At 60.3% G+C, this 25,118-nt stretch carries 30 protein-coding genes and 1 pseudogene; 15 read left to right on the top strand and 16 right to left on the bottom strand.

All coding sequences use genetic code 11. The annotated features are described in order from the left end of the window. Nucleotides 1–267: pseudogene (locus ASF58_RS16210) on the top strand (hypothetical protein); the annotation flags it as partial. Between the two features lie 2,391 nt (nucleotides 268–2,658). After that, nucleotides 2,659–2,853: a hypothetical protein gene (locus ASF58_RS16205; RefSeq protein WP_055954626.1), complete on the top strand. Its 195-nt coding sequence runs from the start codon at nucleotides 2,659–2,661 to the stop codon at nucleotides 2,851–2,853. A 960-nt stretch (nucleotides 2,854–3,813) separates the two neighbouring features. On the opposite strand, the gene ASF58_RS26115 is transcribed toward ASF58_RS16205, so the two are convergent. Beyond that, nucleotides 3,814–4,029, bottom strand: a complete 216-nt coding sequence (locus ASF58_RS26115) for a hypothetical protein (protein ID WP_156375753.1) — start codon at nucleotides 4,027–4,029, stop codon at nucleotides 3,814–3,816. Between the two features lie 1,806 nt (nucleotides 4,030–5,835). Here ASF58_RS26115 and ASF58_RS26110 point away from each other — a divergent pair. Further along, a complete protein-coding gene (locus ASF58_RS26110; protein ID WP_156375752.1) occupies nucleotides 5,836–6,093 on the top strand; it encodes a hypothetical protein in 258 nt (85 codons plus the stop codon). A gap of 390 nt (nucleotides 6,094–6,483) precedes the next feature. On the opposite strand, the gene ASF58_RS16190 is transcribed toward ASF58_RS26110, so the two are convergent. The 11 genes from ASF58_RS16190 to ASF58_RS16155 all read right to left on the bottom strand — a co-directional run bounded on the left by ASF58_RS16190 (nucleotide 6,484) and on the right by ASF58_RS16155 (nucleotide 11,802). Then, entirely contained in the window at nucleotides 6,484–6,753 is a 270-nt protein-coding gene (locus ASF58_RS16190; RefSeq protein WP_055954620.1) for a hypothetical protein, read from the bottom strand. A gap of 131 nt (nucleotides 6,754–6,884) precedes the next feature. After that, on the bottom strand, nucleotides 6,885–7,460 hold the full coding sequence (locus ASF58_RS26105; protein ID WP_244477363.1) for a site-specific integrase: 576 nt from the start codon (nucleotides 7,458–7,460) through the stop codon (nucleotides 6,885–6,887). Between the two features lie 44 nt (nucleotides 7,461–7,504). Then, entirely contained in the window at nucleotides 7,505–7,747 is a 243-nt protein-coding gene (locus tag ASF58_RS26100; RefSeq protein WP_244477362.1) for a hypothetical protein, read from the bottom strand. Between the two features lie 19 nt (nucleotides 7,748–7,766). Next, a complete protein-coding gene (locus ASF58_RS26095; protein ID WP_156375751.1) occupies nucleotides 7,767–8,027 on the bottom strand; it encodes a hypothetical protein in 261 nt (86 codons plus the stop codon). A 560-nt stretch (nucleotides 8,028–8,587) separates the two neighbouring features. Beyond that, a complete protein-coding gene (locus ASF58_RS26090; RefSeq protein WP_156375750.1) occupies nucleotides 8,588–8,869 on the bottom strand; it encodes a ribbon-helix-helix domain-containing protein in 282 nt (93 codons plus the stop codon). Next, nucleotides 8,866–9,519, bottom strand: a complete 654-nt coding sequence (locus ASF58_RS16180; protein ID WP_055954614.1) for a ParA family protein — start codon at nucleotides 9,517–9,519, stop codon at nucleotides 8,866–8,868. Before ASF58_RS16180 ends, ASF58_RS26090 begins: the two co-directional genes overlap by 4 nt. Nucleotides 9,520–9,959: 440 nt before the next feature. Continuing rightward, nucleotides 9,960–10,139 carry a hypothetical protein gene (locus ASF58_RS16175; RefSeq protein ID WP_055954611.1) on the bottom strand — a complete coding sequence of 60 codons (180 nt, stop codon included), beginning with the start codon at nucleotides 10,137–10,139 and terminating at the stop codon, nucleotides 9,960–9,962. Next, nucleotides 10,136–10,423, bottom strand: coding sequence for a hypothetical protein (locus ASF58_RS16170; protein ID WP_055954608.1), 288 nt, complete (start codon nucleotides 10,421–10,423; stop codon nucleotides 10,136–10,138). The genes ASF58_RS16175 and ASF58_RS16170 overlap by 4 nt, the downstream gene beginning before the upstream one ends. 4 nt (nucleotides 10,424–10,427) lie before the next feature. Next, complete coding sequence (locus ASF58_RS16165; RefSeq protein ID WP_055954605.1) at nucleotides 10,428–10,895, bottom strand: hypothetical protein; 468 nt, start codon at nucleotides 10,893–10,895, stop codon at nucleotides 10,428–10,430. A gap of 79 nt (nucleotides 10,896–10,974) precedes the next feature. Further along, entirely contained in the window at nucleotides 10,975–11,547 is a 573-nt protein-coding gene (locus tag ASF58_RS16160) for a hypothetical protein (RefSeq protein WP_055954602.1), read from the bottom strand. 60 nt (nucleotides 11,548–11,607) lie between these two features. Continuing rightward, nucleotides 11,608–11,802 carry a hypothetical protein gene (locus ASF58_RS16155; RefSeq protein ID WP_055954599.1) on the bottom strand — a complete coding sequence of 65 codons (195 nt, stop codon included), beginning with the start codon at nucleotides 11,800–11,802 and terminating at the stop codon, nucleotides 11,608–11,610. Between the two features lie 407 nt (nucleotides 11,803–12,209). Between ASF58_RS16155 and ASF58_RS25195 the strand changes: the two genes are divergently transcribed. Together ASF58_RS25195 and ASF58_RS16150 are read left to right on the top strand one after the other, a co-directional pair. Beyond that, complete coding sequence (locus tag ASF58_RS25195; protein ID WP_348271605.1) at nucleotides 12,210–12,380, top strand: hypothetical protein; 171 nt, start codon at nucleotides 12,210–12,212, stop codon at nucleotides 12,378–12,380. Between the two features lie 9 nt (nucleotides 12,381–12,389). Continuing rightward, nucleotides 12,390–12,626 (top strand): hypothetical protein, encoded by a 237-nt coding sequence (locus ASF58_RS16150; RefSeq protein ID WP_055954595.1) that lies wholly within the window; start codon nucleotides 12,390–12,392, stop codon nucleotides 12,624–12,626. A 276-nt stretch (nucleotides 12,627–12,902) separates the two neighbouring features. On the opposite strand, the gene ASF58_RS25190 is transcribed toward ASF58_RS16150, so the two are convergent. After that, nucleotides 12,903–13,757, bottom strand: a complete 855-nt coding sequence (locus ASF58_RS25190; RefSeq protein WP_082513124.1) for a Crp/Fnr family transcriptional regulator — start codon at nucleotides 13,755–13,757, stop codon at nucleotides 12,903–12,905. 231 nt (nucleotides 13,758–13,988) lie between these two features. On the opposite strand from ASF58_RS25190, the gene ASF58_RS16135 reads away from it, so the two are divergent. Further along, nucleotides 13,989–14,252 carry a hypothetical protein gene (locus ASF58_RS16135; protein WP_055954586.1) on the top strand — a complete coding sequence of 88 codons (264 nt, stop codon included), beginning with the start codon at nucleotides 13,989–13,991 and terminating at the stop codon, nucleotides 14,250–14,252. Between the two features lie 100 nt (nucleotides 14,253–14,352). After that, nucleotides 14,353–14,820, top strand: a complete 468-nt coding sequence (locus ASF58_RS16130) for a MucR family transcriptional regulator (protein WP_055954582.1) — start codon at nucleotides 14,353–14,355, stop codon at nucleotides 14,818–14,820. A 1,653-nt stretch (nucleotides 14,821–16,473) separates the two neighbouring features. Here ASF58_RS16130 and ASF58_RS16125 read toward each other — a convergent pair. Next, nucleotides 16,474–16,722 (bottom strand): hypothetical protein, encoded by a 249-nt coding sequence (locus ASF58_RS16125; protein WP_055954579.1) that lies wholly within the window; start codon nucleotides 16,720–16,722, stop codon nucleotides 16,474–16,476. Nucleotides 16,723–17,371: 649 nt separating this feature from the next. Here ASF58_RS16125 and ASF58_RS26085 point away from each other — a divergent pair. The 6 genes from ASF58_RS26085 (at nucleotide 17,372) to ASF58_RS27525 (ending at nucleotide 21,240) form a co-directional block, all read left to right on the top strand. Beyond that, nucleotides 17,372–17,572 carry a hypothetical protein gene (locus ASF58_RS26085; RefSeq protein ID WP_055954576.1) on the top strand — a complete coding sequence of 67 codons (201 nt, stop codon included), beginning with the start codon at nucleotides 17,372–17,374 and terminating at the stop codon, nucleotides 17,570–17,572. 468 nt (nucleotides 17,573–18,040) lie between these two features. Then, complete coding sequence (locus ASF58_RS16115) at nucleotides 18,041–18,778, top strand: hypothetical protein (protein ID WP_055954573.1); 738 nt, start codon at nucleotides 18,041–18,043, stop codon at nucleotides 18,776–18,778. Nucleotides 18,779–18,907: 129 nt separating this feature from the next. Then, complete coding sequence (locus ASF58_RS26080; protein ID WP_156375749.1) at nucleotides 18,908–19,072, top strand: hypothetical protein; 165 nt, start codon at nucleotides 18,908–18,910, stop codon at nucleotides 19,070–19,072. Nucleotides 19,073–19,426: 354 nt separating this feature from the next. After that, entirely contained in the window at nucleotides 19,427–19,588 is a 162-nt protein-coding gene (locus ASF58_RS27635) for an Rmf/CrpP family protein (RefSeq protein ID WP_348271604.1), read from the top strand. A gap of 939 nt (nucleotides 19,589–20,527) precedes the next feature. Beyond that, complete coding sequence (locus tag ASF58_RS16110) at nucleotides 20,528–20,977, top strand: hypothetical protein (RefSeq protein WP_055954570.1); 450 nt, start codon at nucleotides 20,528–20,530, stop codon at nucleotides 20,975–20,977. Then, nucleotides 20,974–21,240 (top strand): HGGxSTG domain-containing protein, encoded by a 267-nt coding sequence (locus ASF58_RS27525; protein WP_348271603.1) that lies wholly within the window; start codon nucleotides 20,974–20,976, stop codon nucleotides 21,238–21,240. Before ASF58_RS16110 ends, ASF58_RS27525 begins: the two co-directional genes overlap by 4 nt. A gap of 49 nt (nucleotides 21,241–21,289) precedes the next feature. Here the strand turns inward: ASF58_RS27525 and ASF58_RS25175 are convergent, their stop codons facing one another. Both ASF58_RS25175 and ASF58_RS16100 read right to left on the bottom strand, forming a co-directional pair. Continuing rightward, complete coding sequence (locus ASF58_RS25175) at nucleotides 21,290–21,724, bottom strand: hypothetical protein (RefSeq protein WP_082513121.1); 435 nt, start codon at nucleotides 21,722–21,724, stop codon at nucleotides 21,290–21,292. Between the two features lie 5 nt (nucleotides 21,725–21,729). Further along, on the bottom strand, nucleotides 21,730–22,335 hold the full coding sequence (locus ASF58_RS16100; RefSeq protein WP_055954564.1) for a recombinase family protein: 606 nt from the start codon (nucleotides 22,333–22,335) through the stop codon (nucleotides 21,730–21,732). A 418-nt stretch (nucleotides 22,336–22,753) separates the two neighbouring features. Between ASF58_RS16100 and ASF58_RS16095 the strand changes: the two genes are divergently transcribed. Beyond that, nucleotides 22,754–23,011 (top strand): DUF6489 family protein, encoded by a 258-nt coding sequence (locus ASF58_RS16095; protein WP_055954561.1) that lies wholly within the window; start codon nucleotides 22,754–22,756, stop codon nucleotides 23,009–23,011. Nucleotides 23,012–23,211: 200 nt separating this feature from the next. Continuing rightward, a complete protein-coding gene (locus ASF58_RS26075) occupies nucleotides 23,212–23,643 on the top strand; it encodes a hypothetical protein (RefSeq protein ID WP_156375748.1) in 432 nt (143 codons plus the stop codon). The last annotated feature ends 1,475 nt before the right edge of the window (nucleotides 23,644–25,118 follow it).

The following is a 25,118-nucleotide window of genomic DNA, read 5'->3' as shown; positions in this document are numbered from 1 at the left end:
CAACTCGCCGCCAATCCGGCCGCTTCCGGRGTGGTCAATTTGTGCACGGGCGTACCCACCCGCMTCGGCGACCTGCTGGAGGGCATGATCCTGGCCTCGGGCAAGCCGATCACGATCGCCCGCGACCCGGCCCGTCTGCGCGGCGGCGAGCGCCGGGTCATCGTCGGCTCGCCCGACGCTCTGGCCGCCCTCGGCGCGAAGCCGCCGCGGCGCGACCTGCGCCARGCCGCCGGTACGATGCTGACGGCTCCCCTGCGCGCCGCCTGATCCTGCCTTTCTGTCGTCGTAAATATACGTTCCTAACTATATTCAAACGTATCAAACTAAATATATGTCATAATTGAATCATCGAATATTTATATCGAATAATTCATTATTACTATATTTCATATGCGTTCGAAATCGGGTTTTAATTTGGGGATAGGCTGTGGGTAAAAAATATATTACATACGTTGCTGCATCTATAAAATTTCTTATGGGCGCAATACCCGCTTTCGCCCTGATCAAAGTGGATGCTGCAAAAATAACAGCCGGAGAGTTATGGGTTTTAGGATCTGTTGACGAGGAGAATTCTGAGATTGTCTTAGACGATAGGTTCGCTCATCGGACAGACGGGAAAGGAAGGTTTGAGTTTTTGATCGTCTACCATCCTGCTTCCTGCATCATATCACTGCGGACCTTGAGGCAGGTGAGGGAAGTTGTAGTCGGAGAATGTGGTCAACAAGGCATCCAAGCGCCAAGCCTAATCGGTCCAGCTGGACCGATGGGACCGATAGGTCCCAGGGGTGCGCGTGGCCCCCAAGGCGAGATGGGGATCATGGGGGAAATGGGGCCGTCCGGCCCTAATGGACTGCCCGGCTTTGAAGGATTGGAAGGACCGGTGGGTGTAGAAGGACCACGTGGGGAGACTGGTCCCGCTGGAGAGACGGGACCTCAAGGTCCAAGAGGCGAGCCTGGGCATATTGGCCTTGCAGATCTCCCTAGGCCTATTGCTAAGCCTAGCATTGCTAGAAGAAAAAGCCTTCTTTCGCCTGTGAGGCTCCCCAGGGTAGCACCCCAGCCTGCACCAAAGAAAAATTGGCCAGTCGAACCTTCCGAGGATTTAGCTGGAGGAGGACCCAACGAGGGAGATCGCCATTGAAGCGGAACAGTTTTAGTTTCAGAAGGTGCCGCGCGATGGAAGTGCGTAGGCAAGAAAATGGACTAAGTGTGTAAGGATTACAGCTGTGCCAACTTGAAGGTGGGCATCCTGAATAGGAACTAGACCGATACCAGCGAATGAAACAGGTAATAGCCCATGCTTTGCGTGGCTTCCTGCGCCGCTTTCCTCTGAAAACCGGCTGGAACTGGCTCTAACGGCCTGACAGTTCCGCTAAATTCCCATATTTCGTTCTGTATAAAGCTCGGCACGGGGCTTTCCTGTGCGATGGCACAGCGCAAAGCCGACTGCCGCCTACGTGTAAAGACATTGTAGGTAGGCATAAACTGCACCGCCCTGCCTTGCACGGCCGTTTCGGATACGATGAGGATGGATCATGGTAGAGATAGAAGCGCAACTGACAAATGTTGATTCGATCGATATATTTTCCATCGAGAGCTCCTAAGTTTTGTAATTTTAATCTAGTGTAATAATTAAATGCCAATTGGCAGTTGCTGTCCCGCGCAAACTGAACGCAGCACGGTCGAACCAATGCAGAGCCGTTCGCGTAAGTGCGATTATGGCTCCTGTTGTTGCAGGGTTGCCCCCGGGTCTGCCCAACGTCTCCGCCCTGACGTCCGAACCCGTCCGCTGAAGCGTCGTCCGTTCATTCGTACGTCCGCTGTTTTGCAGCGGCCTTTACGGACAGTATCGTGGGCACCTTCAATGCGTCCGTGAGGGCATGCCCCTTCGGACAGGATATTCTGCCTACCGGCGGATTAGAGAACGATCGGGCGGTTTCCGCTATCGACTCCTTGCAGAGCCTTGCAAGGTCCGCTTCCAGGCTGTTGAGTCAGAGGCTGACGGCTGGGTTGGGTGGCAAGCGGAAGTTCACCGAACGTCTGGATTACGGCCGAAGCGAGTGTAATCCGTCCTGAAGCTCTCTTGTATTTGTCGGATATCCCACCGTCGAGCCAGGATTTAATTTGTCCGACGTCAGCACCTGTGGGACAGATTGAGGGTCTTCACGAACGGAGGATGGCTGGTTCAGCCGGTTCCATACCGGACGACGACCGCCTGCAAATTCAAGCTTCGGAGGCTTGGCATCCGTAAAGGGCCAGGTGCTTACCTCGCTAAAGCCCCTTACGAGCCTCCAACACCGGTTCCAGGTAAGATCCCGCAGCAACCGCCGGACCCCATGTCTGCCTCACCGAAGCCGAAGCTCATCCCTGCCGACCCACATTTGAAGGATGACAAGATCAGAAGCGCTGACATGGCGGCAGGCATCGCCTTGAAGCTTCATGCAGTTTGACGCCCAGAGCGCCCAAATCAGGCATCCGAGTTGTGTGCAATTAAATGATGCACAGTCTATAACTGATGCAAAAATACCGTACATTCACGATTATCTCGACTTCAACGAAACCTATCACGATTTCGATGATTAACCCTGGCTATCGGCAGATCGATATTCAATTCGATAATGCGTTTTGCATTCAGCCTGATCTTCACACGAGAGCACCATGCGCGAAGCGAATTATGCCCTGTCGCTTGAAGGGACGCCGTCCTACACGGTGCTCTATGGGGTCGCCCGGGGCCTCGAAGACCTCTTCCCGATCATCGAATACCCGCGCTTTTCCGATAGCGAAGACGAGGCTCTCCCTCAGGCTGAAGAGAACGCGGACGAGACAGATCAAGTCGTTTACCGAGTAGGGTAGGCTGCAAGGCTCGTGACCGTATCCGACGAGTTGCTCGCGTAGCTGAAGGCGTCTGGATAAGCAGGGACGCAAGAGCCTCATCCGGAGTAGGGTCCTCGACAGGGCGCCATTCTGAGCGCTCCGAGGTACGCCCATGAAGCTCGTCGTCCAATCGCTGGCAGCCATCAGCTTGCTCATGGCGGCGCAAGCCGAGGCGCAGAGCCTGCAGCCTCGCTCTGATGACCCAAGCATGCGGGAGGCTCCCCGTACGAAGCGGGAGCGAGATCTCGGCCTGGATGGGAAGCCGCGCGGTCAGAGGGAGCTATCGGCTCCGGACAAGGACGGGTATTCGACCGAAGAGCCAGACGACGACGAGGACGACGATCTGGGGGAGGCACTTCAAGGATCTCAACCGCCTGCACCGCGGCTACTCTGATCTCAGTCCCGATTTTGGTTTCGCGCATCGATCCTGGGTGCGCTGGTTCTAATGCATCATGGTCGCATTCAGGCCAGACACTTCCCACACCGGCAAAGACCCTTCGCGCGTGAACATGGCAAATGCCTCTGTCACTTCCACGCTGGCGAATGCACGTGGTCGGTTGACAGCCCGGCCAACAATGCAGGCCCCTTCAGGAGCGTCGGCGCAAGGTGCGCGGCTCTCGATCGCGAACATCACCCCAGATCGGTCGGGCCTTAGTTCGTCCGGCAGCGCGCCGATTTTGCGCCAGAGGCAGTACCACCGCACACACGGCTCCGGCCGGGCCTGATAAATCCCGCACGCTACGCCAGTGTTGTGCCGACACAGGACGCCTGCAGGCTTGGCGAGCACCTTGATCGCCGGAACTCGGCAGCAAGCTGTGCACTGCCCGCATGATCGGCCTGGAACGAGACCACCTGCGGTTTGGTCGGTCGGTCGGCGCCTTGCGGTCAAATCGTTGCAGCTCCTTATGCGATGTCTGAAACGGCCACCGGCTTGTTAGGTCAGCGTTTTTTGCTCGCCTTCGGTTTATCTGGCTTCGCTTGGTCCGCCTCCTCCTTTGCAAGCCGAAGAGCCTTAAGGCGCACCGTCTTGTCCTCGGTGGCTTGCTGAACGGCCTCATAGTCTGCCCGTGCCTCGCCGCCTTCACGGGCTTTCTCTTGCTGCTTGGCGGCTTTCGTCTCGCGACGATCCTGCGCTCCGCTGTCATCGCTCGTCATGGTGCTCTCGCTTCCTGCTCGTGATGGACGGGGCGGTGCGACCGTTGACTTAACCATGCCTGCCACGCGACATGGCATGTCTGGCTGCTCTCGCCCTTTGAGACGAGTCGGGAGCCAACAACCATCAGGGATTAGCGCCGCGAGAAAGACCTAAGCCCAAAACGCCAACGGCCCCACCCCGGCAAGGGTGAGGCCGTCGAAATCGATGGGTCTGTGGAGACCGTTTCCAACTCCCCAGACATCATAACACCGGTCAGGTGTCAATCGGGATCGCTTCCCGAAACGATGGTGCTTTGCCTTTTGAAGGGGACGGCTCTTGCCGCTACCCCTGCTTTGCCGCGGCCCGAGCAGGGACCGGGACCGATGTTTCACGCTGCCATGCAGGCCGCGATTGAAGGCGCGCGAACCCTCGCGCAGATGGACGAGTTATCCCGCCAGCTTTGGCAGGGACACGGGGCCGGGGCCTTGGGCGACCAAGAGGCCCAGATCCTCGCCGAACGCCTCCACGGTCGCCGTAGCGCGATCCGAGAGGGCATCCGGCCGGTTGGTATCCCGGCAGGACGTGCGAGCCTGTTCCCGCCGCGCAGGAGCGTCAGGAGCCCTGATCGAGCCGCATCCCGAGAGAGGCGCCGCCTGCTAGCCTGTTCGGGGCCTTTGCCACCGCAGCTCGCCGCACGCTTCACGGAAGGCCAGAGGGCTGTCCTACGCATCATTGGAGACGAGGTCGCGGCTAAGGGCGTCTGCGGCCTCTGCATCGACGCTATCGCCGCTCGAGCCGGTGTCTGCCGGCGCCTGGCCCAGGGGGCGATCCGCCTTGCCGAGGGCGACGGACTGCTGACGATCCAAGAGCGCCGGCACGAGGGGCGGAAGAACAGCCCGAACCTCGTCCGCATCATCAGCCGCGAGTGGCAGGCTTGGGTTCGACGCGGCGCCCGGCTTCAGCCCCCACGGCTAGCGCTGGCCGAGCCCGCCGTGCAGCCAGAGGGCATAGGGTGCAAAACGGAGCACCCCACGGATAGGGTGGTAACTCTGGGGACAACGAGGCCAGCGGAACCGGTCAAGAAGCTGCCGAAGCGGCAGAGTTTTGCCCATCGGTAGCGCGATCTCCGGTTCCTTTCAGGACGGCAGGGCCGGCGCAGCTATGCACCGGAGGCATTCGGCCGGCCGATAGAACGAACAACGGATAGATTCCCTCACGGGCATCCTACGTCGAACGCAACCGGAGGTGAGAGAGGCCGGCGAGTTGCCGGAACGTCGTCGCGACAGCATAGCGAGTTGCCGGGTTAACGGCCTCGAAGCAGGGTCCTAACGGAAGGGGGCCGCGTCCTAACGGCCGTAGGCCAACGACTAACGCAAGTATGCGATCGCCCTACCATTAGGAGTTGCTCCACAGACGTTAGGACTGTGACCACTTACGTTAGGCAAAACCCTTCCCAATCGCTCACTAGCGTTAGGACTGTGTAGTACTAACGGGGGGCCGAAAATGAAAAGGCTGTCGCTGGTTCTACGGTGAGCTCCTTGCCGCGCGCAGACACCCTTCCCGAGCTGTCAGAGGAAGCCTCTACCCCTCGGCACGCCCCTCCTGACGAGCCCCGAAAGACCGCCCCGAAGCTACGTCGGCTGAAATAGGACTCTGGTTCGCAAAGGGGCAATCGTGAGGGCCGCAACAAGCGCAACAAAGCGCAACAACCACCCCTGTTGCGCTTCGGCGTGCCCCTCTCGGGTGGCCGCAACAGGCGCAACAACACCCTATAGGGTGTTGCGCTGTTGCGCCCCCATGGGGAGGCCCACTTCCGAGAGGCCGCGATGATCCTTGCTCGCGATCAATGGGGGCCTTTCGCGGAAGGCATCGATCCCGCCGAGCAGCGTGCCAGGCTTCGCAGCCTCCGCGCCCTGGCGAGGATCTACGCCGGCCCTCGCGCTGCAGAGGCCTGCCGGCTCCTTGCTCAAGCTGAGACCGATCCGGCCGCCCTGGAACCTGCCAGCGTCGCCCTGAACCGCCTTGCACCGACCGATCGGCGCAACGTGCTGGCGTCCTATGCCCGACTATCTAGCAGCGTCTGAAAGGAGCGTCTGATGCCTCTGCCGATTTCAGCTTCATCGCCCAACAGGCGCCGCCCTGAGGCGATCGCCTGTACCGCGTTGCGGCTTGGGCTCTCCTGCCGAGCCACGGCTTCCAGATCCCGTAGGTACTCGATGACCGCCTCCCGTGCCTTCGGGCTCCGGTTGAGCGCAGGCCTGACCTTCGAAGCCACCAAGGTGGGGATCGTCTCCCAGAATTCTGTAGGTCGTTCGAGCATAGCGCGCACTCCCGTCAGGTCAGGAGGCGGGGTGTCTGCCGATGCGGCGCGATCCTCATTCACACAGGTTGAAGCTAGCGGCCTCGGTCTGAACTCACACACGAAAACGGCGAGGCTTTCGCCCCGCCGCCGGTCGTCTCAAGGGTGTGAGGGCTTAGCGCCGCGGACCACCCGAGGTCTGGCCGTACTGATGGACCGGGAAGTTCTGCTGGTTGGCGTTGCCTTCCTGGGCGCTGTCATGGCCACGACCATAGCCGATGGAGCCGGTGGTGATGTCGTCGTAGCTGCGGCCTTCAAGGCCACCAGGCGCCGTCACCGCGGCGATACCAGCGGGAGCGGTGTAGCTCTGGGCCAGAGCGGGCGAAGCAATCGCGCTAACGCTCAGGACAACAGCAGCAACAGCAGAAGCAATGCGAGTGTTCATGGCACAATCCACTTGGGTTTGCGCGGTCTCCGTCGAATGGCGGCTGGCCGTGACTTGTTCAGTGACCTTGATCTAGGCCCCTCTCAGCCGGAACGCCGTGCCGTTTGGCACGCTCTCATCGATCGGACATCTCAGGGAGTTGGAGCATGACCCCTGCCGAACGCACCGCGTACAACGCCGGCATCAAGGCAGCCATCAACGCCGCCCAGATCACCGCCCTGACCATCGAGACCGGGAAGGATGCTGGCACCTTCCGCAAGAAGGTCGCTGTCGAAGCTCTGGCTGCCTTCGCGGAGAGTGCCAGAGGGCTGATGCTTGCAACACCTTCTTCGGAAAGCCATTGTTTTCACACTGTTCAAAACAATGCGCCGCTCGATGCGGGCGAAGCATAGGCCCGCAAGCTTGTGCGCGTAGCGGATCGCGGCACAGCGCCGGCCGATGGTCGAAGCCGCCCGGCCCGCTTCGGCCTCGTGCGACAGGAAGCCCGCAACGGCCTGGGGCGAGGCCGGCAGGGATGGGAAGCCGTAGCGAGCGCACCAGTCCTGAAACAGCATCGCGTCGCTGCGATAAGCCTTCAGGGTCGCCGCTGCCTTGCTTGCGCGCTGGTAAGCCTTGACGATCAAAACCAGATCGGACGGCAGCACTTCGCTGTCCGATGAAGCAGGGGCAGGCGCTCGCCAGGCTCCTGCGTTGATTGCGTCGTTCAATTTCTGCCTCGGGTTGGAGCGATGCGGTCGTTCAGAAAGGGCGGTTAGTCAGCCTGACGTCCAACGTGTTGCGCAAGTGCAGCCTTCCAGCCGAGCGGCGGCAAGGCACCTCGCATCTGCATCCGTGCCGCGACACTTGTCAGCACCATCTGCCAGTGCTCCGAGCTTAAAGCTCCCAGCATGTGCTCAAAGCCGAGATTGCGAGCGGAATTGGCTGCCGATAGAGCCCATTCCTCCAGCAGATAGTTATCGAAGAAGCCTTTAAAACTATCTGGGAGATTATTCACGTTCAATATCCGGTATTTATCAGCCGTGACGATTATTTATTTGGTACATTTTCATATTGAAAAGCAATAAATATTGCTTCAATAGCTGTCGTAGCCAAATATTGGAATGATTGCCGTCGGCGGGGTGCTCAAGGTATGCTTCGCAGCCCGCGATAGTATCGTCAGTATGCTGATCGACCATCGCACGGTCTGCTGCACTCATCCCGTCGAGGTCGTCAAAACCTAGCTCGATCGCGATCAATTCAGCGATTTCGAGACGTTTGGCATCGAGAGGGGTCATGGACCTACTCCATCGATAGCAATGATGCCGTGATGCTACTCCTAGAGGGGCCTCGTAGCGAGAAAAACTTTCGAGAAGAACGATTATCGAAAGTTACGCCAGAGACAGGTCGGGAGCAAGCTCGCAGGGGAGCTTGATAGCAAGTTGGCTGTATAGACTGAAACAACCTTGCCCGGCTCTTCGGCTAATGGGCCTCACAAGGAAACGCTGCGGTAAAGGCGGCCTTGAGTAAGACGGACGGCGGGAGGTCCCACGCCTCAGGATGGTCCGCGAGGTACTTCCGACCAATTGCCATCACCTGTTCGGTGGAAACGCCTGGCCGAACGCACAGCAGCCGAGAGACGGTCAGCACGTCATAAGCCGCCAGCACATACCCTGCGCAAAGGTCACCATCGAGAAGGCCACGATTGCCGCCGCAAGCCTTCGTCAGCATCGGGGTTGTGATGGTCGAGAGCGATACAGGCCCAGCCGGCGCGGGTTGCGCCGAGGCGGACGCAGCCAGCCAGGGACCGGTAACGATACCGAAGGCGAGCAGGAAGCGGCGCGCGATCGTGGCCGGCTCACTTGCTGTTGCGGATCACGAAATCGCGGATTGCCTCCTCGCAGATGTCTTGCACCGTCCGGTCCTGTTCGACCGCGATCAGCTTGAGCCGCTTCCGGGTTGCCGGGTCGATGCGCGTGAGGATTTGCACCCGCATGTCACGCTCGCCAGCTCGGGGCGATTTCTCAGGGGCAGGAGCCGGCGCGGCTTCGGCCTCGCCTGGGGCAGCAGCAGGAGCCGCCGGCTTGCGCGCGAAGCGGTCCTGCAGGCTGTCGAGGGTCGGGCGCGGTTTCGTGCTCATCGGCTCTTTCTCCCATCCTGCGCCAGGGCGGCTTCAATCTCGCGCCACAGCGCCTCGACTTCCGCGGCAGCCTTCCCGCCCGGTTCGTGTTCGTTGACCGTCGAGCCGGTTAGGATCGCGTGCGACATGCTCACCCGGTTCGCGACGACGGACGCGGCCACGGTCGCCCCCATGCCGACGAGGGCGGCCCGAGCTTCCGTGACGATCGCCGGTTCAGCCAAGCCCGTGCGCGGTGGCGCGTGGTTGATGACGGCGAGCGGCGCCTTACCGACGCGCTCGGCCAATTCCAGCGTGGTCGCCACCGCAGCCAGGTCGAGCGGTCCCGGCCGGGTCGGGACCAGCACTAGGTCGGCAACCCGCATGGCCCCTAAAATGCTGTCCTCAGCATGTGGCGGCGTGTCGATGATAACGCGGGCGATCCCCTCGCGCTTCGCCGCGGCGACAAGCTCGGGCAACTCACGGGCATCCGCCTCGATCAGGTTCGGCACGTCGGCCTCACGCAGCCGGTGCCACCATGCGAGCGAGCGTTGCGGATCGGTGTCGAGCAGGAGCGCCGGCCGACCGGGCTCAGAGGCGAGCACGCTCAGATGCATGGCGAGCGTCGTCTTGCCGACGCCCCCTTTCCGAGCCGCTATCGTGATGACTTGCACACGCGATCCCCTGTGATCCTGACCCGGAGCCCGCAGGCAATCGAGATTGCAAGCGAGGCTGTCAACAGCCTACCGAGACCGCACGATGGCAAGGGAGCATAAACGAAAGATTGAGAGACCCCAGGCTCCCCAGTGGTCGAGATGACGAGCATGCTAGCTGCCGGCATAGGAAGCTGGCGTGATAGCAGTCTCGAGGTTTGGTCAGCTGGGCCGGCACGGCGGGCGCCTGGGACGTGCCCGAGCTTGTGCCCGGTCGAGATCCGCAAGGGCGCGATCCGCCCGTGCAAGCCAGCGGTCGGCCGCCTCATGGTCGCCGCGCGCTCTGGCCCGTTCCATTCCGGCAGTTAGCCGGCGCATCCGCCAGAGTTCAAAGCCCATCCAGGCGAGGCCCACCAGGGACGACACGGGCACCGCCTGGGGGATGGCAGGAACGACGCGCATCAGCTGGTCACCATGTAGAGGGCGACCAGAACGGTTGCAGTGAGGACGTTGCCCCGTCCGGCCTCGTGCCCGGCATCCTGCAGGAGGGCGCAGCGCAGCCGCTTGAGGCGCCCCACGCCCCGGGCGACGGCAGGCAGGCCGAGCGCCAGGGCGGCGCGCATGGTCAGGTGGGTTTTCATCGAGCGGTGTCCTGTTCGGTGTCGGAGGAGGAGCCGCGCAGCCAGACGACTTGCGAGGCATGGCCTTCGGGAGCCCCTAGGGACGGTTCAGCGTCGGCGCCGTCCTCCCGGTCTGCGTCGCCGTCGAGCCGGTCGAGGAGGGCAATGAGCCGATCCGCGGTGTCGAGGGCAGCTTGCGCGGCTTCCTCGATCTGGCGACGCACTTCGGCCTGGGAGGGCGCCGGCAGCGCCAGAGGGGCAGCCGCCGGACGAGGACGAGGGGCGAAGGTGTGAACGTTGTTCATCAGGTTAGGCAGCCTTACCGTTCACGGAAGCCCGAAGGGCCTTTAGCAGCGCCGGATAGACCTCAGCGAAAACGGTCTCGGAGCCGTCCTGCGGCGAGCCATCCGCGTTCCCGTGGTCCGCGACCCACGTCTCAACGAAGGCCGCGAGAGCGAGGCGCCCGGCCTCCGTGGTCGGCACCGTTCCCAGCACTTTCGCGGAGATGTCAGACCAAGCATTGCCTAGCCGGCCCTCAACCTCGCTCGCCAAGACGATGCCGCCCAAGGCGTCCCAGCCCTCATCCCTGATCCGGTCGGAGTAGGCGTCCCAGGCATCCCGAGCGGCCTGATAGCGGGCGATCACCGGGAACACCGGGTCGGCCGGCTTGCGGCTCATCGCTCGCGACGCCGTGGCCCTGAGGGTCGCGGCCCGCTCTTTCAGGGAAGGGCGATCGGTGCCCCGGCGGAAGGGATTGGACAGCTTGAGAGAGGGCACGCGCGGCGCTCCTGTAGTCGAGGGGATGGGAAGGAGGGGCGCGGCGGCAGGGGGCGCCACCGCGTCGAGGGCGGCAGCGTCAGGCGCGCGTGTCGTCGGTCTCAGGTGCGGGCGTAGGCGCCTCAGCCGGCCAGCCATAGAACAGGGCAGCCATCTCACGGGCGATGCCGTCCGCGTCCCAAAGATCGGAGGCGGCAAGGGCAGACTTCGCCGCGACGCCTTCAAGCGTCTGCGCAGGGATTTCCGCGAACGGGCCGAGTAAGGCCCAAATCGCATCGTTGTTTTCCGCCATGGCCTGATATGCAGCCGAGCGCCCGGCTTCATCCCGCACGGCCTCGCGCTTGATGTCGAAAGCCTGCATCCCATCCCAATCCGTGCGCGGATCGGGTCGCGGGCCGAACCGCTCAACCGCGAGGGCATCAGCAAGGGCGTCTGCGCGCTGGAACTCGGCCTCTAGGGCCGCTTCTCTCGCAAGGAATGGACGCGCCTGATTAGCAGCTGCCAGCAAGCAAGCGTCGGGGTGCGCCTCGATGGCGTTCACCGGCTTGCGGCGGATGACGCGAGAGGCCGAAGCCTTGAGAGCCGCAGCGCGGTCGCGCAGGGAGGGGCGAGCGGCGTCGGGCCGCGCGAGACGGGCGAAGGGATTGCGCATATTGGGAACTCCGTAGGTTGATAGCTTGATAGGTCGGGGGCTTGGTAAAGGGGGAGCTTGCTAGGCGAGGGTCGCGAGGCCGATGACGAGGAGGCCGCCGCAGATCAGGGACAGGGCGGCAACAGCCTCGCCCAGCCGGTCGAGGAGGCGCAGGGCCGGCGCGAGGGGCGCGCGGGCCGGTTCTGTCAGGGCGCGGTGGGAGCGGCCGACGACGGCGGCGCACTGCTCGCGGGCGATGGCATTCGCCAGAACCATGATGGCGCTGCGGTCGTAGCCGAGAGCCGAGAACAGGGGACGGGCCTTGGCGGCAGCAAGAGCGGCCTTCGCCTTGCTTTAGGCGCGGAGGCCAGCCTTACGGGCTTCCTCACGGGCCATCTGCTCGGCCAGGTTAGCGGGCGGGGCAACGAAGGTGCGATCTTGCCGCATGATGCAGGTGGCGGCGGTCCAGGAGATCGTGCGGTTGAGAGACATTGCAAACCCAGTTAACTAGGTCTAATTCCTAGCCAGGTATGAGTCCTTCACGCTCTGCCGTCAATAGTCTACTATGAAAAAATCCTAGTCAGGCAGGGTTGGTTCTGGAAATGCTCACCACTGGAAACCAGCTTCGGGCGGCACGCTCGCTCGTAGGTATGGATCAAGGCACCCTGGCGGAACGAGCTGGCGTGAATATCAACACCATTGGCGCCATGGAGAAGCGAGGGGCAGAAGGTTTGGTAAGCGGGCTGGATAAGATCCAGGCCGTGATGCGAGCATTGGAAGCAGAGGGCGTCGAGTTTCTGAACCACGGGCGCCCTGGCGTTCGGCTCCGCCTGCCTCAAACTCCCGCTGATTGAACGAGCAGCATGATCACGGGGGCTCAGATCGCTGCCGCTCGCAAGCTTCTCGACTGGGGGCCGGACAGGCTGGCAAGGAGAGCGAAGTTGCCGGTCACTGTTATCAATCGTGCTGAATTTAGCTCCGGCGAGCCAAACATTACGATCACGCAGCTCGACGTTCTGCTGCGTACCTTGAAGGCAGCAGGCATCGAGTTCACGGCTGAAGATCCCGGCGTGAAGCTGGAGAAGGAAAAGCAGCCGTGATGGTAATTATCCGTAGGCCCGGTGAGTTCATCCCGGAGAACAGGGGAGGGGCCGGCATCCGGTTCCGTGAGAGGAAAGCTCAGGCGGAGTAAGCGCTGTTCGAACAGAACGGACGAAGCTGACGGCTGCCTATCTCAACACCATCGCCATTGGCCTATTCACAGCTGGTGTCGTCGCACCGCTAGCCGCTGCTACGTTCGGGGTCACTGGGACCGGAGGCGTCGCTTGTTGGGCACGTCGCACGGCTTAAGGGTCGCCGTTCCAAGTTCGGCGGTGTTAATGCCGCTCTGATCGCCGGATTTGTACCGTCCCCAGGCTGCCACCTTCGAAGGCAAGGCGTTGAGACGGTTCCGTGTGATTGGTTCGGATCTCCGCCACCGCCCCGTCAATGGCAATGAAATTCGCGTACCCCTCCACGTGCAGGTAACTGGCCTCAAACTCGGCCATGGCTTGCAGTCCCAACCAGGTTAGGATGACGAGACGGCGATTTTTGAGTTCGATCAGCTGCTTATGTCTGAGTTCCTGAAGCGAACGATTGACGTGCACACCTGACAGGCCAGCGATCTCGGCAAGATCCATCTGTCTCAATGGGAATTCAAAGCTCTGACCTTGTGTCCGCCCGATAATGCGGTGGCGGACATACATCTCGCAGAAGAGATGCGCTAATCGTTCCACGGCGGTGCGCGTCCCGACGTTCATCAGCCACATCTGAAGGGTCTCCTCATTCACCAGGACGCTCGTTTGCAAGGCGCGCGCGAGGTTTGGATGCTGTCGTAACCTGCCGACTACATCGGGCGGGATCCATGCAATCCGACAGGGGGAAAGCGCCTCGCTGGAATGGAACATCTTATCTTGGCGAAAACTCTCCAGATCACAGATGTCACCAGGGATGAGGAGCGCCAGGATCTGACGCCGGCCGCTGCTGCGCAGTTTGAAGCGACAGGCCAGCCCTTCCAAGATCAGGAAAGCACCGGGGGCCTCATCACCTTCAGCAAAGAGGGTGGAGCGTGCGTCAATCCGCTTGGATGATCCGCTGATCTCCTGCAGGAGTGTTCGCTCAACATCCGATAGGTGGGCGAAGCCTTCGAGTTTGCGGATTGCAGGGTTTTGCGATTGCACTGAGTTAGGCATTGGTAGTTTGTGCAGTTGTGCACACCCCTTTGGCGCATTGGATCGACACCCCAAAACAGATCACAATTTTGTGAAAAGTCAAATTCAGTATTCAGAATTTTTGTCCTCCTTTTGATGGATGTCTCACAGAAATTTATGTCTGCGAAGATTGTCAAATTGCAGAAAATTAACCTCCTTCGCCCTCTGCAAAATCGAGGTGAGAACAGGCTTCGTGGAAAATGATGCACGTCTATGCCGAAGGCCAAACAGGCTCTGGTCGGGGCTGGAACGCCCGTCCGGCTAGAGGTCGTGCCTCGGCGCGGCCTGCGCCGCGAGGATGCTGCCCGCTACGTCGGCGTTAGCACCGCGAAGTTCGATGAGTGCGTGAAGGACGGGCGCATGCCCAACCCCTTCAAGATCGATGGTTGCGTGATCTGGGACCTTCGGCTGCTCGACGCCGCGTTCGATGCCTTGAGCGAAACCAGCGAGCCGAACTCATTTGCGGATTGGTCATGAGGTCTGCTGTAGCCCCCATGAGATCCGAAAACGTGACTTGAGGATCAGCTCTGAATGTACGATTGCCACCGCGTGGGGGGCACCACAACCGAATAGAAGCATGTCAGAGAACACAGAAAATCAAACCACTAACTTCGTCGAACTCGCGGGCGATATCGTCTCCGCGTATGTGTCGAACAACCCTGTCCGGCCGGGCGACCTGCCAGATGTGATCCGTCACGTTCACGCCGCGCTTCAGGCGCTTGCCACCGGGGCCGCTGCTGCATCGCCGGAAGCCGAGATCGAGAAGCCGAGCGCGGCACAGATCCGCAAGTCGGTGACGCCGGAGAACATCGTCAGCTTCCTCGACGGCAGGAGCTACAAGACCCTGAAGCGCCACCTCACCACACACGGCTTGGACCCGCACAGCTATCGCGCACGCTTCGGTCTCTCGGCTGACTACCCGATGGTTGCCCCCGAGTACGCCAAGCGGCGCTCGGATCTTGCGAAGTCAATTGGCCTCGGCCAGCTTCGTGGGCGGGAAGAAGGCGTCGAGCCGAAGGTCAAGGCACGCGGCAAGGCAGCCTGATCTCAGTCACTGGCATCGCAGCGGGCAGAGTTGCGATGCTAGCTGCATTTTCCCCGTCTATGAAAAAGGGGCGAGGGGTATGCCAAGCGGTGCCTCTCCTTCTGACGCCGATGCCCTCTGGGATCGCTCAGGACGCCCAAGGACGGGCGAGGACCGAAAATCGCACCCACTTCCCTGTTAAATCGAGCGCCCCTGCTGGGGCTCGCCGTGTCGTCCGTTTACCGTCCCTACGCACGCACGCGCATACGCACACGCGGCACACGTGCGGTAAGATGGTTTTACTCCCCGGTTCGCATCAAAAGAGCGAGTTTGATTGGGGAAGCCAGACGGTAAACGGACGTCTGGATAGACCGTCCGACAACGCATCAATCCCGTTTTGGGCCCGCGCCGCCATGTCCCGGATGAGATCCCGCTAACCGCGGTCGAGCATCCTGCCTGCGAGCCAAGTTGCGTACCGGCTCGGTGTGAGATGGACGATCCTACCCCGCCGCTTCCGTGAGCAGATCGGACGGCGGGGGCAGGCTTCCTACAATGGCCTAGAAGCAGATCCCGGAGCCACGTTATGCCGGTGAGGATCGACCTTCAGCTTCTCATCACCCTCGGCATCGTGCTCGGCGCGCTGGTGGAGATCGCCCGCGGCTGGATTAGTAGACCTCGTCGCTAGATGGCCTCAGCGTCACCACAGAAGGCGCGGGGGCAAATGACGGAAACCGGATACCTCCTCACGCCAGCCTCATAACGACCGTCGCGGCGCAAATTAGGAGGGTGCAGGCAAAGACGCGTCATGGGCGCCTAAGAGCACGGCTGGTCCTACGCGAGGCGATCGACCTGAAGCGCGGCCTCGAAGTCTGACACGCTCTGGTACTGAGACTACGATGCTGGGCCCTCGGCGATCACCTGTGTTGCCGAAACGTGGATCCTGACCAAGGATGGGCGCTGGCGTAAGGTGGGTGAGAACGGGTTTGCACGGTGATGCCCTCGGGAAGGACATGCCGGCCAGAACCACTCTGGCGGCTCGCCGCGTCGCTTACAGGATCCGTGCAACAGCAAGATGACCGTATACCGAGAACCCTACCGTCCTGGCATGCGACGGATCTGGCTTATGTTCTCAGGCGAGAGGTCTGCGTAGAAGCTGCGACCGGGCTTGCCCAAAGGGCGAGCACGCGATGCCAGAGCTTCATTCCTCAACGCGCGACCGTTTGACTTACTCAAGTAGAGGCCCTTTCGGTTTGCGAAATCGTCGTCGACAGTCTTTTTATAGGATGGCGTGTTCCCACAGCCTTCGCAGATTGACATCGTCCAAGATTGCCATAGGCCGTTCGTTTTTTCCTCAATGGAAACAGCCTTCTTGCGCTGTGCTGATGCGAACCGCAAAGTATCCAAGTCGCTTGCCTGTTTTGGCACAGGAGTAGTGTGCAGCTCTTTTAGCTGTGTGTTATTTTGGCCGTCCCCAAACCGCACAGACGGCCTGGACTGAGCGAATGCCGGCACGCTGAGGACAGTCAAGAAGGTTAAGGCGGTCTGCGGACGCATGGCTGTATCCTTTTCAGGACCAACTTTGCGGAGGCTAATGTGTTTCTAATTCTTTGGAGTAGAAAACCCGCCGGGGTTGCTCCGGGCGGGCGAGGCAGAGATGACGGATCGCTTCAAGCATCAGCGTGGGACTTGATGCGAGCTGAACCCGTTGAAGATGAGGGTAGCCGTATAGACTGTTTCATGCTGCTCATCCCGCACTCGGCAGGTGATCGTATGGTGGTCGCCGTCCTCGGGTAGGATCTCTCTGGCGATCTCAGGGAGCGTGCGCCTGGCTTCGCGACGCACCGCGTCAAAGTCAGGGCACTCGACGCCATCCTCATCCAGACGGAACGTCCCATCATGGATGTCGAAAAAGTAGCGGGGCATAGGGTCTCCACGCATCGGAGGCGGGAGCACAATCTGTCTCTCAAGCGCGGAAGGCCGAATGTAGGGCCGCGATGATCAAGCTTTAGCTTGGTCTCACCCAACGCGCGATGGGATTTGAAAGGCCATAGCTGCTCTTCAAGCACTTTGTCGGGTACCCGACTCATTGAGGATCCCGCGAACCAAACCGTCGAATTAGCCCACGGTCATTCCAAAGGTCCGTTCGGATGTCACTTCCACGAGCTGTGACGATCAGGATCGCCTCCGCATCGCTCTCCGCCTGTATATCGCGGACATGAATGATGCGCCCGTCGGTGTGCATAGTAATTGCGCGGTATTTTATTTTCTGATCATCTACGCCTCTAAAGGCTGGCAGCGTGGCATTTGACATTTATTGCCCCAGCCACCGTGTTTTTGCAGCGACTGAAATAACAACATAGAGCGCCAAGAGTTTCCTTCTCCGATTTTTATAAATCTGACGTTTCCGCCATTACAATGGCGCCCCCTCTACGGTGTGCCGGATTACCGTTTCGTCGCGTAAGAGCGGCCGGAGGTACTGGTGCACGAGGTTGCAGGCGTAAACCGGCACTGCGTGATAGGAGGCGGGCCCAGGCTCGAAGTAGCTCGGCACATCCTCGACGAAGGTCACCACATGGTCGCCCAGGCCGCGCGGCGGAACGGTGCGATCGCACTGTTGACCTCATCCTGGATGGTTTTTTGTCCCTTGGAATGGCCGGAACAGCCAAGCGAGGCGGCTGATGTCGTCGTCGGCGGCATGCGCTTTCTGCTGAACCTCAGCAGGAACTTTCGCTTCTGGCTTGTCCACCCCGCGCATGATCTGGACGAGAAGTGAGGGCAGCTCCTGGCCATACTCCGTGAGTAGCAGGGCAGCCTCCAAGAGAGTGCGGATGTGCCCGTCAGGAACCGGACGGCTCGTGATTTGAGCATCAAGAACGCGATCTGCGAGCAGCGTCGCGAGGCGTGAAACCTCAGATAGCTGCGCCTCTCCCGACATACCGAACACCCCCTCACCGTTGACTTAACCATGCCCGCCACGCGACATGGCATGTCTGGCTGCGCTCGCCCTACGGGACGAGTCGTAAGCCGGCATCAGGAGAGATCACCGCCGCGAGATAGACCCTGAAACGACTACGGCCCCCCAGTCGCCAAACTGGAGGGCCGCGAAATCGATGGGCCTGTGAGGCCGCTGACAATCCCTCACAAGCCATACAGCACCCTTGGGTGTCAAGTGAGAACGCCAATTCTCACGTCGAGAAGTCGTGCCTTGTGCCTGCCGCGGCCCGAGTAGGGACCGGGACCGATGTTTCACGCCGCCATGCAGGCCGCGATCGAAGGCGCGCGAACGCTCGCGCAGATGGACGAGCTGTCTCGCCAGCTTTGGCAAGGGCACGGCTCGGGCGTTTTGGGCGACCAGGAGGCCCAGATCCTTGCCGAACGCCTCCACGGGCGCCGGAGCGCAATCCGCGAGGGCATTAAGCCGGTCGGTATCCCGGCAGGACGCGCGAGCCTGTTCCCGCCCCGTCGAAGCGTCAGAAGCCCGGATCGGGCCGCCTCTCGGGAGCGGAGGCGCCTGTTGGCCTGTTCAGGTCCCTTGCCCCCTCAACTCGCGGCACGCTTCACGGAAGGCCAGAGGGCCGTCCTGCGCATCGTGGGCGACGAGGTCGCGGCTAAGGGCGTCTGTAGCCTCTGCATTGACTCCATCGCTGCCCGAGCCGGGGTCTGTCGGCGCCTCGCTCAGGGGGCCATCCGCCTTGCTGAAGGTGACGGGCTGCTGACGATCGAGGAGCGGCGCCACGAGGGCCGAAAGAACAGCCCGAACTTGGTCCGCATCATCAGCCGCGAGTGGCAGGCCTGGATGCGTCGGGGTGCCGGGCAAAAGCGAACCAGTTTCGCATTTACCTCCGAAGGGAGGGCGCAGCCGAAGGCCATAGGGTGCAAAGCGATGCATCCCACGGATAAGCGGATAACTCTGGGGACGAGTTTGCCGGCAGGACCGGTCAAGAAGCTGCCGGAACGGCAGAGTTTTGCCCACCGGTAGGGCGATCTCCGACATCCCTCAGATAGGCAGGACCGGCGCAGCCATGCGTGGTACTGCTTTAGATTGTCGTCGGTGAGTGGTTCGCGCTGTGCGCCCCCCTACTGGATGGCAAGCACAGGCGGGCATGCGATGCGTGACGAGCCGAAGATCATCCCACAGGTAGGCAGAAGCCCACCGGAGCACTCGGCGCTCCTGGGCATCCGGGCCGCAACGATCATGATCGCCGTTTGGGCGGTGCTGATCCTGGTCGCATTGCTGTGGCTCGGTGCTTTGGTCGCGAAGCATCTCCCCTAGGTCGGAGCGAGTCGGCGGCGCAGAAGCCCGCGAACAAGCCGGAAGGGCAGGAGTGCCACCTTCAGCAAAGCGCCCGTTACCAAAACCACGAAGACTGATACGATGGCTGCTAATACGTTGATCAAGCGCGTTGCTCCCTCCACCAGGCTGAAGCGTTAGGGGCGTTCATCCCTTCGCCACTGCCGGCATAGGATCGGCTACGAACGGGGCGGGACTAAGGGTTCGGCTTCCAATTCGGACCCCTACAAACGCGGCATGATGAAGCCATAGGGCGCTCCTCGGCTCTGCAAGTCACTTACGCCTCGGATCAACTCGACCGCGAACGAGGTCGGCGGGTTTTGGAGGGCATCGCCTATGTCCGAGCATCCGAGATCCCCGTCCGATCCGATCGATCAAGGTGCTCACGCCCGTGCCCATGGGCGTAAGCGCGAGTGCTGTCCCTACCCCACCGGCTCTGAGCAGCGTGAGGCTTGGCTGGAGAGCTTCACCGGGATCTGCCGCCGAGCTAAGCCGTAACAAGGCCACGGGGTATGACCACTAAAGGCCGCGAGGAACCACCAAAAGCCTACCAGAAGGCCACAAGCTCAAGGGTATCACACCACACGCACTGAAGCTTTGCCGATGGCGCTAACGGGTCCTTTGATGCAGGTCTGCTCAAATTCTGCGATGGCGCACTGGCGGAAAAAGCTGTTGAACCCGTTGGTCTCGGCGCAAAAATGGCATTCCAGCGTCAAGAGGGACGCTGGTCCTTCCTTCAAGAGAACGCGATGGAGCCATGGAAGACCGACGTGACTCGGCCGTTTGCTCTTTTGCCCGAGACCTGAACAAAAAGGGCCTTTACACAGAACGAAAGCAGTCTACTCTGTCTTGTATAGCCCGCTCCCCTATGGAGCCTTGGGCCGGGTGACTAGCCAGGTCAGTTCCGGGATCCCGTGACAAGCCGATTGGCACCGGCAACAAGCAGCAGTGGATGCTGCAGGAGTGGGAACGGGTCGCCCCAGCCCCACAGACAACCGGGTTTGCAGATCGATGTGCAGCCGGTTCGTTCCGCGTCAGACCTCGGGAGAGGTGAAGCGGCGAGTAAAGGCCGACCGCCTGATCCCGGCCTCCCCGACAGGGTTTCGTCCATCGGTTTATGTGACCAATACGCTGGCTCCGGCTCGTCAGGTCGCAGGCTTCGTCGGTGGCAGGCGAAGCTATGCCCCCCATCCACTTCACCTACGCATCAGGGCCATAGAGCAGGGAGTTCATTCCATGAGAGTTTCCCGGAAGAAAACTGCTCCTGAAAAAACATCCTCTCCTACGGTCTTGGAGCCAGAGCCATACAAGCCAACGCCGGCCGAAAAGGTGGCTCTGTCGAGGTATATCGCACGGAGCGACAAGCGGCCCCCAGTGCGGATTCGAGTCAACAGGGGTAAAGCAGGCGTCACGACCCAGCCTGATCACTCGGACCTTATGACCGGCTCGGTAAACCTCATGAATGCGCTCGGTACGGTGAGCCTTCCCTTCATGAACGGATTGCTGAGCCAGATCGTGAACGTAGCCAGCCATGGATCAGAACCCAATGAAGCCGGCATCAACTTCGTGCTTTCGGTCGTAGACGGCATCCAACCACGAGATCAGATTGAGGCGATGCTCGCATCGCAAATGGCCGCGGTTCATCTCGCAACTATGACGTTTGCGCGGCGCTTGGCTCACGCGGAGAACCTGCCCCAGCAGGAAGGAGCAGAGCGCGCTTTCAACAAGCTTGCTCGGACCTTCACGACGCAGGTCGAGGCGCTCAAGCGCTATCGCAGTGACGGCCAGCAGACCGTGAGGGTCGAGCGGGTCACGGTCGAAGCTGGCGGGCAGGCCGTTATCGGTTCGGTCAGTGCTTCGTCTGCCAGGGGGAGGGGCCCTCTATGAAACTTGCGGACAACCCCATGCAAAGGCCGCTGCATGCCTCGCCACGATGTGGCGCTGGAACGCGAAGTGGAAGTGCCTGCAACTCACCTGCTATGTCGAATGGGCGGTGTCGGATGCACGGAGGCACCTCGCCTGGTGCTCCGAAGGGTTCAAAGAATGGTATGTACCGCCACGGGCGTTATACAGCGGAGGCCATCGAGCTTCGCCGTGAAATGAATAGGTGGACCCGTGTCATGCGACAGGCGGCCCAGAACATTCCTTAGGCTGCCTAATCCTATACAGATCATCGGTTGAAAAGACCGACCGTCAGTCTCAAAGCAACGGATATGGTCCTCGAAACAGGTCACCTATCGCCTTACGATGAAAGAGAGTTCGCCAGCGACGGCGTTGATGCTCAGGGCGATCGTGGTTCATGTGGCAGCGCTGGCAGAAGGCCGCGAGGTTCTTGGGCCCGTTGTTGGCGGTGTTATGATCGCGGTGCCCAGTAGCCAGGACCACGCGTGTGGTCCGCACCCGTTCGAGGACATCATCCGCCCCGATCGCCAGACAGATGAAGCGTCCGGCTCCATCACGCCAGGAGCCCTCCTCCCCATCCCACCAGCGACCGTCCCCGAGATGAAAGACGCGCTGCCCATGCGGACGCAAACAGACCTCGCAGCGCCCCTTCGCCCGCTCGAAGCGGATCACGGCCGAGAGCTGCGGCCAATCGATGGGGTAGAAGAAGCGGTGCTCGCGCCGGATCGGCATCCGGGTCAGTCCTGACGTACCGCAGCAACAGCTGCCGCGGCGGCCTGGCTCCGGGTACGTGCCTGAGGGAAGTAATTGTAGAAGGTGTCCCGGCTGACCCCGAGGCGCTTGGCGATCGCCGCGATCGAGATGGTGCCCGAGTGCAGTAGGGCGCGACCCACCTCGATGTCAGCCTCACTGAGCTTCTTGGGCCGCCCGCCTTTGCGTCCTCGCGCCAGGGCCGCTTTCAGTCCCTCCATGGTGCGCTCGCGGTTCAGATCCAGGAAGTACTCGGCCATGGCGCCATGCATCTGCAGGGCAAAGCGTCCATGCGCCGTGTCGCTGTCGAACTGCTCGGTCAGGGAGCGGAAATGGACCTCGCTCTTCCGTAAGCTGTCGATGGTGCGCATCATCTCGACGAGGGAGCGGCCGAGCCGATCGAGCTTCCAGACCACCAGCACGTCGCTGGGCCGCAGGTAGGCCAGCGACGCCTCGAACTCGGGACGCTTCGTCCCGGCCTTGCCGGACTTCTTCTCCTCGAACAGGCGCTCGCACCCAGCCTTAGTCAGCGCGTCGCGCTGCAGGTCGAGGTTTTGGTCGAGGGTGGAGACGCGGGCATATCCGACGAGCATGTCGGGACAGTCGCCGAACAGGGTTTAATCTGCAATAGAAATCCGGTCATATTTTCCCGACAGAAACGAGGTGGTTTCGGCTGTTCGAACCGGGCTGGTCGATGATGCCGGGAAAACGATCGTTTTACTGACAAATGTAGCTGCATGGTGTGGCAGGGGGAAGTTCGCCGGAGGCCTACGAAACGTCCGGACATCGCTTGAAGCAGACAAGCTCGCGCCTCGCCTGTCAAAGTTGTAGCCAACCTAGCCGTTCAGCAGCGCGGTCGGCTTTGAGGGCACCGAGTTATCCTCAGTCACCGGGCGTAGTCCGTTACTTTACATCTTTACTCTCATCACGGATGAAATTTGAGCCTATGGGAACATGCTCAAGGGAAAATAGCTTCTTGACCAGCATACTAAACGGGTTAGGGAGGCCGCGATGAAGGTCACAGTGAACATCGATTGCACCCCTGAGGAGGCGCGCACATTCATGGGCCTTCCAGACCTTCAGCCTATGCAGACTGCTGTCATGGCTGAGATGGAGAAGCGTATGCTGTCTGAGATGGACCGCTTCTCACCCGAGACAGTGATGAAAAGCTGGGTGTCACTCGTCCCCCAGAACCCTGAGCAAATGCAGGAGGCATTCACGAAGCTGTTCCAGCAAGGCTTTGGCGGACCTAAATCACGCTCAAAGTGAGCGCTCGTTTGCCAACGCGGGCAACGGGCCACGCAGCATCCAAGAGGACACCTTACCGCCCCCACAACTCCTCTTGTTTCTCTGCCGATAAGTGCGGCCCATGCCCTCGTAGCCCGCAGGACAGTGCCGGACACAGGTCCCAGCGGCGATACCGTGCTATAAGATCGTCCGGTTCACAAAGCGACCGGCGGAAGCCAGCCATGTCGACCGTGTGCGTCGTTGCCGTGAGACCTAATGGATATGGCGAGGTTCTGCTCGACGCTCAGGTGCGTCCCGCCGATATCTCGCCGCCCGTAGAAAGGTCCGGCAGCAAACAACTAATCCTTCTGCAATTATCAATTCAGAAAAACTTCCAAAAATTCCTCAATGCTACGAATATTCTAGACGCTAATTTCAGGCAGCCCTACTCGGCCGAGGGTTTGAGATTTTTGACCTCTATCTATAACGCATACGACATGATCGTAGATGACGAGCATCAGTCTTTGACGATCTTCAGTCGTAGTGAGGATGTCCGCTTTATGGTCAGCAGCGAGGCTTTCTCACTACGAGTCCGCAAAACAATCAGGCGGAATGCTGGATATGATCCTCAATGGTTTCCGTATGGCATGAAAACCATCTTGGTCGGGTATTGAAGCCGACGAAAACATTTGGTTTGCGCCCGAAGCCATCCTTTTGGAATTAGCTGGTGCGAACGTCAATCAGAGTGCACCATGTGCCGAAGATCTAGGCGCGGGATACACCTCATGGGCGATGTCGTGCGACCAAATTTTGCGCCGGAGGTAGGGGTAAGCCCAGCAGTATTGGCCCTCAACCCATGTGATCTCTGCTGAAAAGTTACGGAAAGGTCGGTCCCTACGGTGTGGCGCTCTACGGCATGAGTCATCCGGGCTCGTACCGCATGCTGAACGTGAAGCTCACTCACTAAGAGACGGACAGGAGTTATTCCTTGGCCGTTCTCCCGGAAACGAAGGACGGAAACTCTGAGGCCCGTGCAATCGCTGGAGCGGTTCTCGAAGCGTTGCGCGTAATGGCCCTTATCGACTCGTGGCCGTGAAGCAAAATTTGTCGCTACCCCTCGGCTTGGTACGCGAGCTTAACTCCGTCTGCTGTGACTTTTTGCGAACCCTGCCCATCCCTATCGCGCGGCTTCCAGTTTCGGTGGTAATTTGACCAGCAAACAATTGGTCTAATTCGCTATCGGCGGTCAAGACCCGTTTGCTATTCACAGATCAGACTGGGAGCGGTGCTACTTACCTTGAATGCACAAGTCATCACGGAAGCGGCACTCGCGATCTTGCTTCCGTAGGTACATATGCGCAGTCGAAGGCTGGCAAGCACGGGCGATAGCCAGAGATCCGAAGAAGCTGGCACCCTGACGCTTCAATGAAGGTGAGGTAGGACAGCCCTACAGGCTCCCTCCACAGCGCCCAAAGCTGCTCGGCCGAGATGCCGAAGCGTGCATGGCAGAGCGAATGCCGCCACGCCGATCAAAAGGCAAGCGTCACGTAGTAAAATGCGCTACTAGAAAATCTCAAATATCCAGTTCGGGCATGGCCTTGAAGTTCNTCAATTTGACTGCACAAATGGAAACTATGCGGACCGCAATGATCCAACTTGCAAGCAGCCATATCCGGTCGCTACCTATCTCGATGAAAGAGAGTGCCCTACTGGAATTGCAAGATGCTATGAGCGAAATCCCGATACCAAAAATTCCCTCGAGAGAAGGTGAGGACACCTTCCATAAAAACGTTCGATCTGTCGTTCCAGGACATGCCCAGATGTTTGTGCAAGAGCTTCGACGGGAGCTTTCTAAAACGAACTAATATCAAAAGGGATCATTCTCAACCCGAGCTTGAACATGAATTAAGCTGAGTTGGCGAAATGCGACTCGGATTGCGTACCCGAGCGCGCCACATCGGAGGTATGATCCACTGAAATAAGGAGCTTCGAAAATGAGCGACGAAGCTAAAAGACTACAAATCCTCCTAGAGAACGCAACAAGTGCTCCGATCATCTTCCTGGATGAGGCGCCGGTCTTCGGTATGCACGGGGCAGTAGGCCACGTCGCACTTACTGCGGTCATCCAAGACGAAGACGGACAAGGGGG

Source organism: Methylobacterium sp. Leaf125 (assembly GCF_001423085.1).
Classification (GTDB): Bacteria; Pseudomonadota; Alphaproteobacteria; order Rhizobiales; family Beijerinckiaceae; genus Methylobacterium.
The sequence above is the reverse complement of the archived record's forward strand: the minus strand, read 5'-3'. Positions and strand labels throughout refer to the sequence as shown.

What these genes read in the sequence shown, in the direction of transcription:
- ASF58_RS26080 (WP_156375749.1), top strand. Translation starts at nt 18,908, where the DNA reads ATGCGTGACGAGCCGAAGATCATCCCACAGGTAGGCAGAAGCCCACCG.
- ASF58_RS16125 (WP_055954579.1), bottom strand. Translation starts at nt 16,722, where the DNA reads ATGCCCCGCTACTTTTTCGACATCCATGATGGGACGTTCCGTCTGGAT.
- ASF58_RS16135 (WP_055954586.1), top strand. Translation starts at nt 13,989, where the DNA reads ATGCCGAAGGCCAAACAGGCTCTGGTCGGGGCTGGAACGCCCGTCCGG.
- ASF58_RS26085 (WP_055954576.1), top strand. Translation starts at nt 17,372, where the DNA reads ATGGTCGCCCAGGCCGCGCGGCGGAACGGTGCGATCGCACTGTTGACC.
- ASF58_RS16155 (WP_055954599.1), bottom strand. Translation starts at nt 11,802, where the DNA reads ATGGTTCTGGCGAATGCCATCGCCCGCGAGCAGTGCGCCGCCGTCGTC.
- ASF58_RS26075 (WP_156375748.1), top strand. Translation starts at nt 23,212, where the DNA reads ATGTCGACCGTGTGCGTCGTTGCCGTGAGACCTAATGGATATGGCGAG.
- ASF58_RS16100 (WP_055954564.1), bottom strand. Translation starts at nt 22,335, where the DNA reads ATGCTCGTCGGATATGCCCGCGTCTCCACCCTCGACCAAAACCTCGAC.
- ASF58_RS16205 (WP_055954626.1), top strand. Translation starts at nt 2,659, where the DNA reads ATGCGCGAAGCGAATTATGCCCTGTCGCTTGAAGGGACGCCGTCCTAC.
- ASF58_RS25190 (WP_082513124.1), bottom strand. Translation starts at nt 13,757, where the DNA reads ATGCCTAACTCAGTGCAATCGCAAAACCCTGCAATCCGCAAACTCGAA.
- ASF58_RS26090 (WP_156375750.1), bottom strand. Translation starts at nt 8,869, where the DNA reads ATGAGCACGAAACCGCGCCCGACCCTCGACAGCCTGCAGGACCGCTTC.
- ASF58_RS16115 (WP_055954573.1), top strand. Translation starts at nt 18,041, where the DNA reads ATGTTTCACGCCGCCATGCAGGCCGCGATCGAAGGCGCGCGAACGCTC.
- ASF58_RS16110 (WP_055954570.1), top strand. Translation starts at nt 20,528, where the DNA reads ATGACCGGCTCGGTAAACCTCATGAATGCGCTCGGTACGGTGAGCCTT.
- ASF58_RS26095 (WP_156375751.1), bottom strand. Translation starts at nt 8,027, where the DNA reads ATGACCCCTCTCGATGCCAAACGTCTCGAAATCGCTGAATTGATCGCG.
- ASF58_RS16175 (WP_055954611.1), bottom strand. Translation starts at nt 10,139, where the DNA reads ATGAAAACCCACCTGACCATGCGCGCCGCCCTGGCGCTCGGCCTGCCT.
- ASF58_RS16095 (WP_055954561.1), top strand. Translation starts at nt 22,754, where the DNA reads ATGAAGGTCACAGTGAACATCGATTGCACCCCTGAGGAGGCGCGCACA.
- ASF58_RS26110 (WP_156375752.1), top strand. Translation starts at nt 5,836, where the DNA reads ATGATCCTTGCTCGCGATCAATGGGGGCCTTTCGCGGAAGGCATCGAT.
- ASF58_RS27635 (WP_348271604.1), top strand. Translation starts at nt 19,427, where the DNA reads ATGTCCGAGCATCCGAGATCCCCGTCCGATCCGATCGATCAAGGTGCT.
- ASF58_RS16170 (WP_055954608.1), bottom strand. Translation starts at nt 10,423, where the DNA reads ATGAACAACGTTCACACCTTCGCCCCTCGTCCTCGTCCGGCGGCTGCC.
- ASF58_RS16130 (WP_055954582.1), top strand. Translation starts at nt 14,353, where the DNA reads ATGTCAGAGAACACAGAAAATCAAACCACTAACTTCGTCGAACTCGCG.
- ASF58_RS16160 (WP_055954602.1), bottom strand. Translation starts at nt 11,547, where the DNA reads ATGCGCAATCCCTTCGCCCGTCTCGCGCGGCCCGACGCCGCTCGCCCC.
- ASF58_RS16190 (WP_055954620.1), bottom strand. Translation starts at nt 6,753, where the DNA reads ATGAACACTCGCATTGCTTCTGCTGTTGCTGCTGTTGTCCTGAGCGTT.
- ASF58_RS27525 (WP_348271603.1), top strand. Translation starts at nt 20,974, where the DNA reads ATGAAACTTGCGGACAACCCCATGCAAAGGCCGCTGCATGCCTCGCCA.
- ASF58_RS16150 (WP_055954595.1), top strand. Translation starts at nt 12,390, where the DNA reads ATGATCACGGGGGCTCAGATCGCTGCCGCTCGCAAGCTTCTCGACTGG.
- ASF58_RS26115 (WP_156375753.1), bottom strand. Translation starts at nt 4,029, where the DNA reads ATGACGAGCGATGACAGCGGAGCGCAGGATCGTCGCGAGACGAAAGCC.
- ASF58_RS25175 (WP_082513121.1), bottom strand. Translation starts at nt 21,724, where the DNA reads ATGCCGATCCGGCGCGAGCACCGCTTCTTCTACCCCATCGATTGGCCG.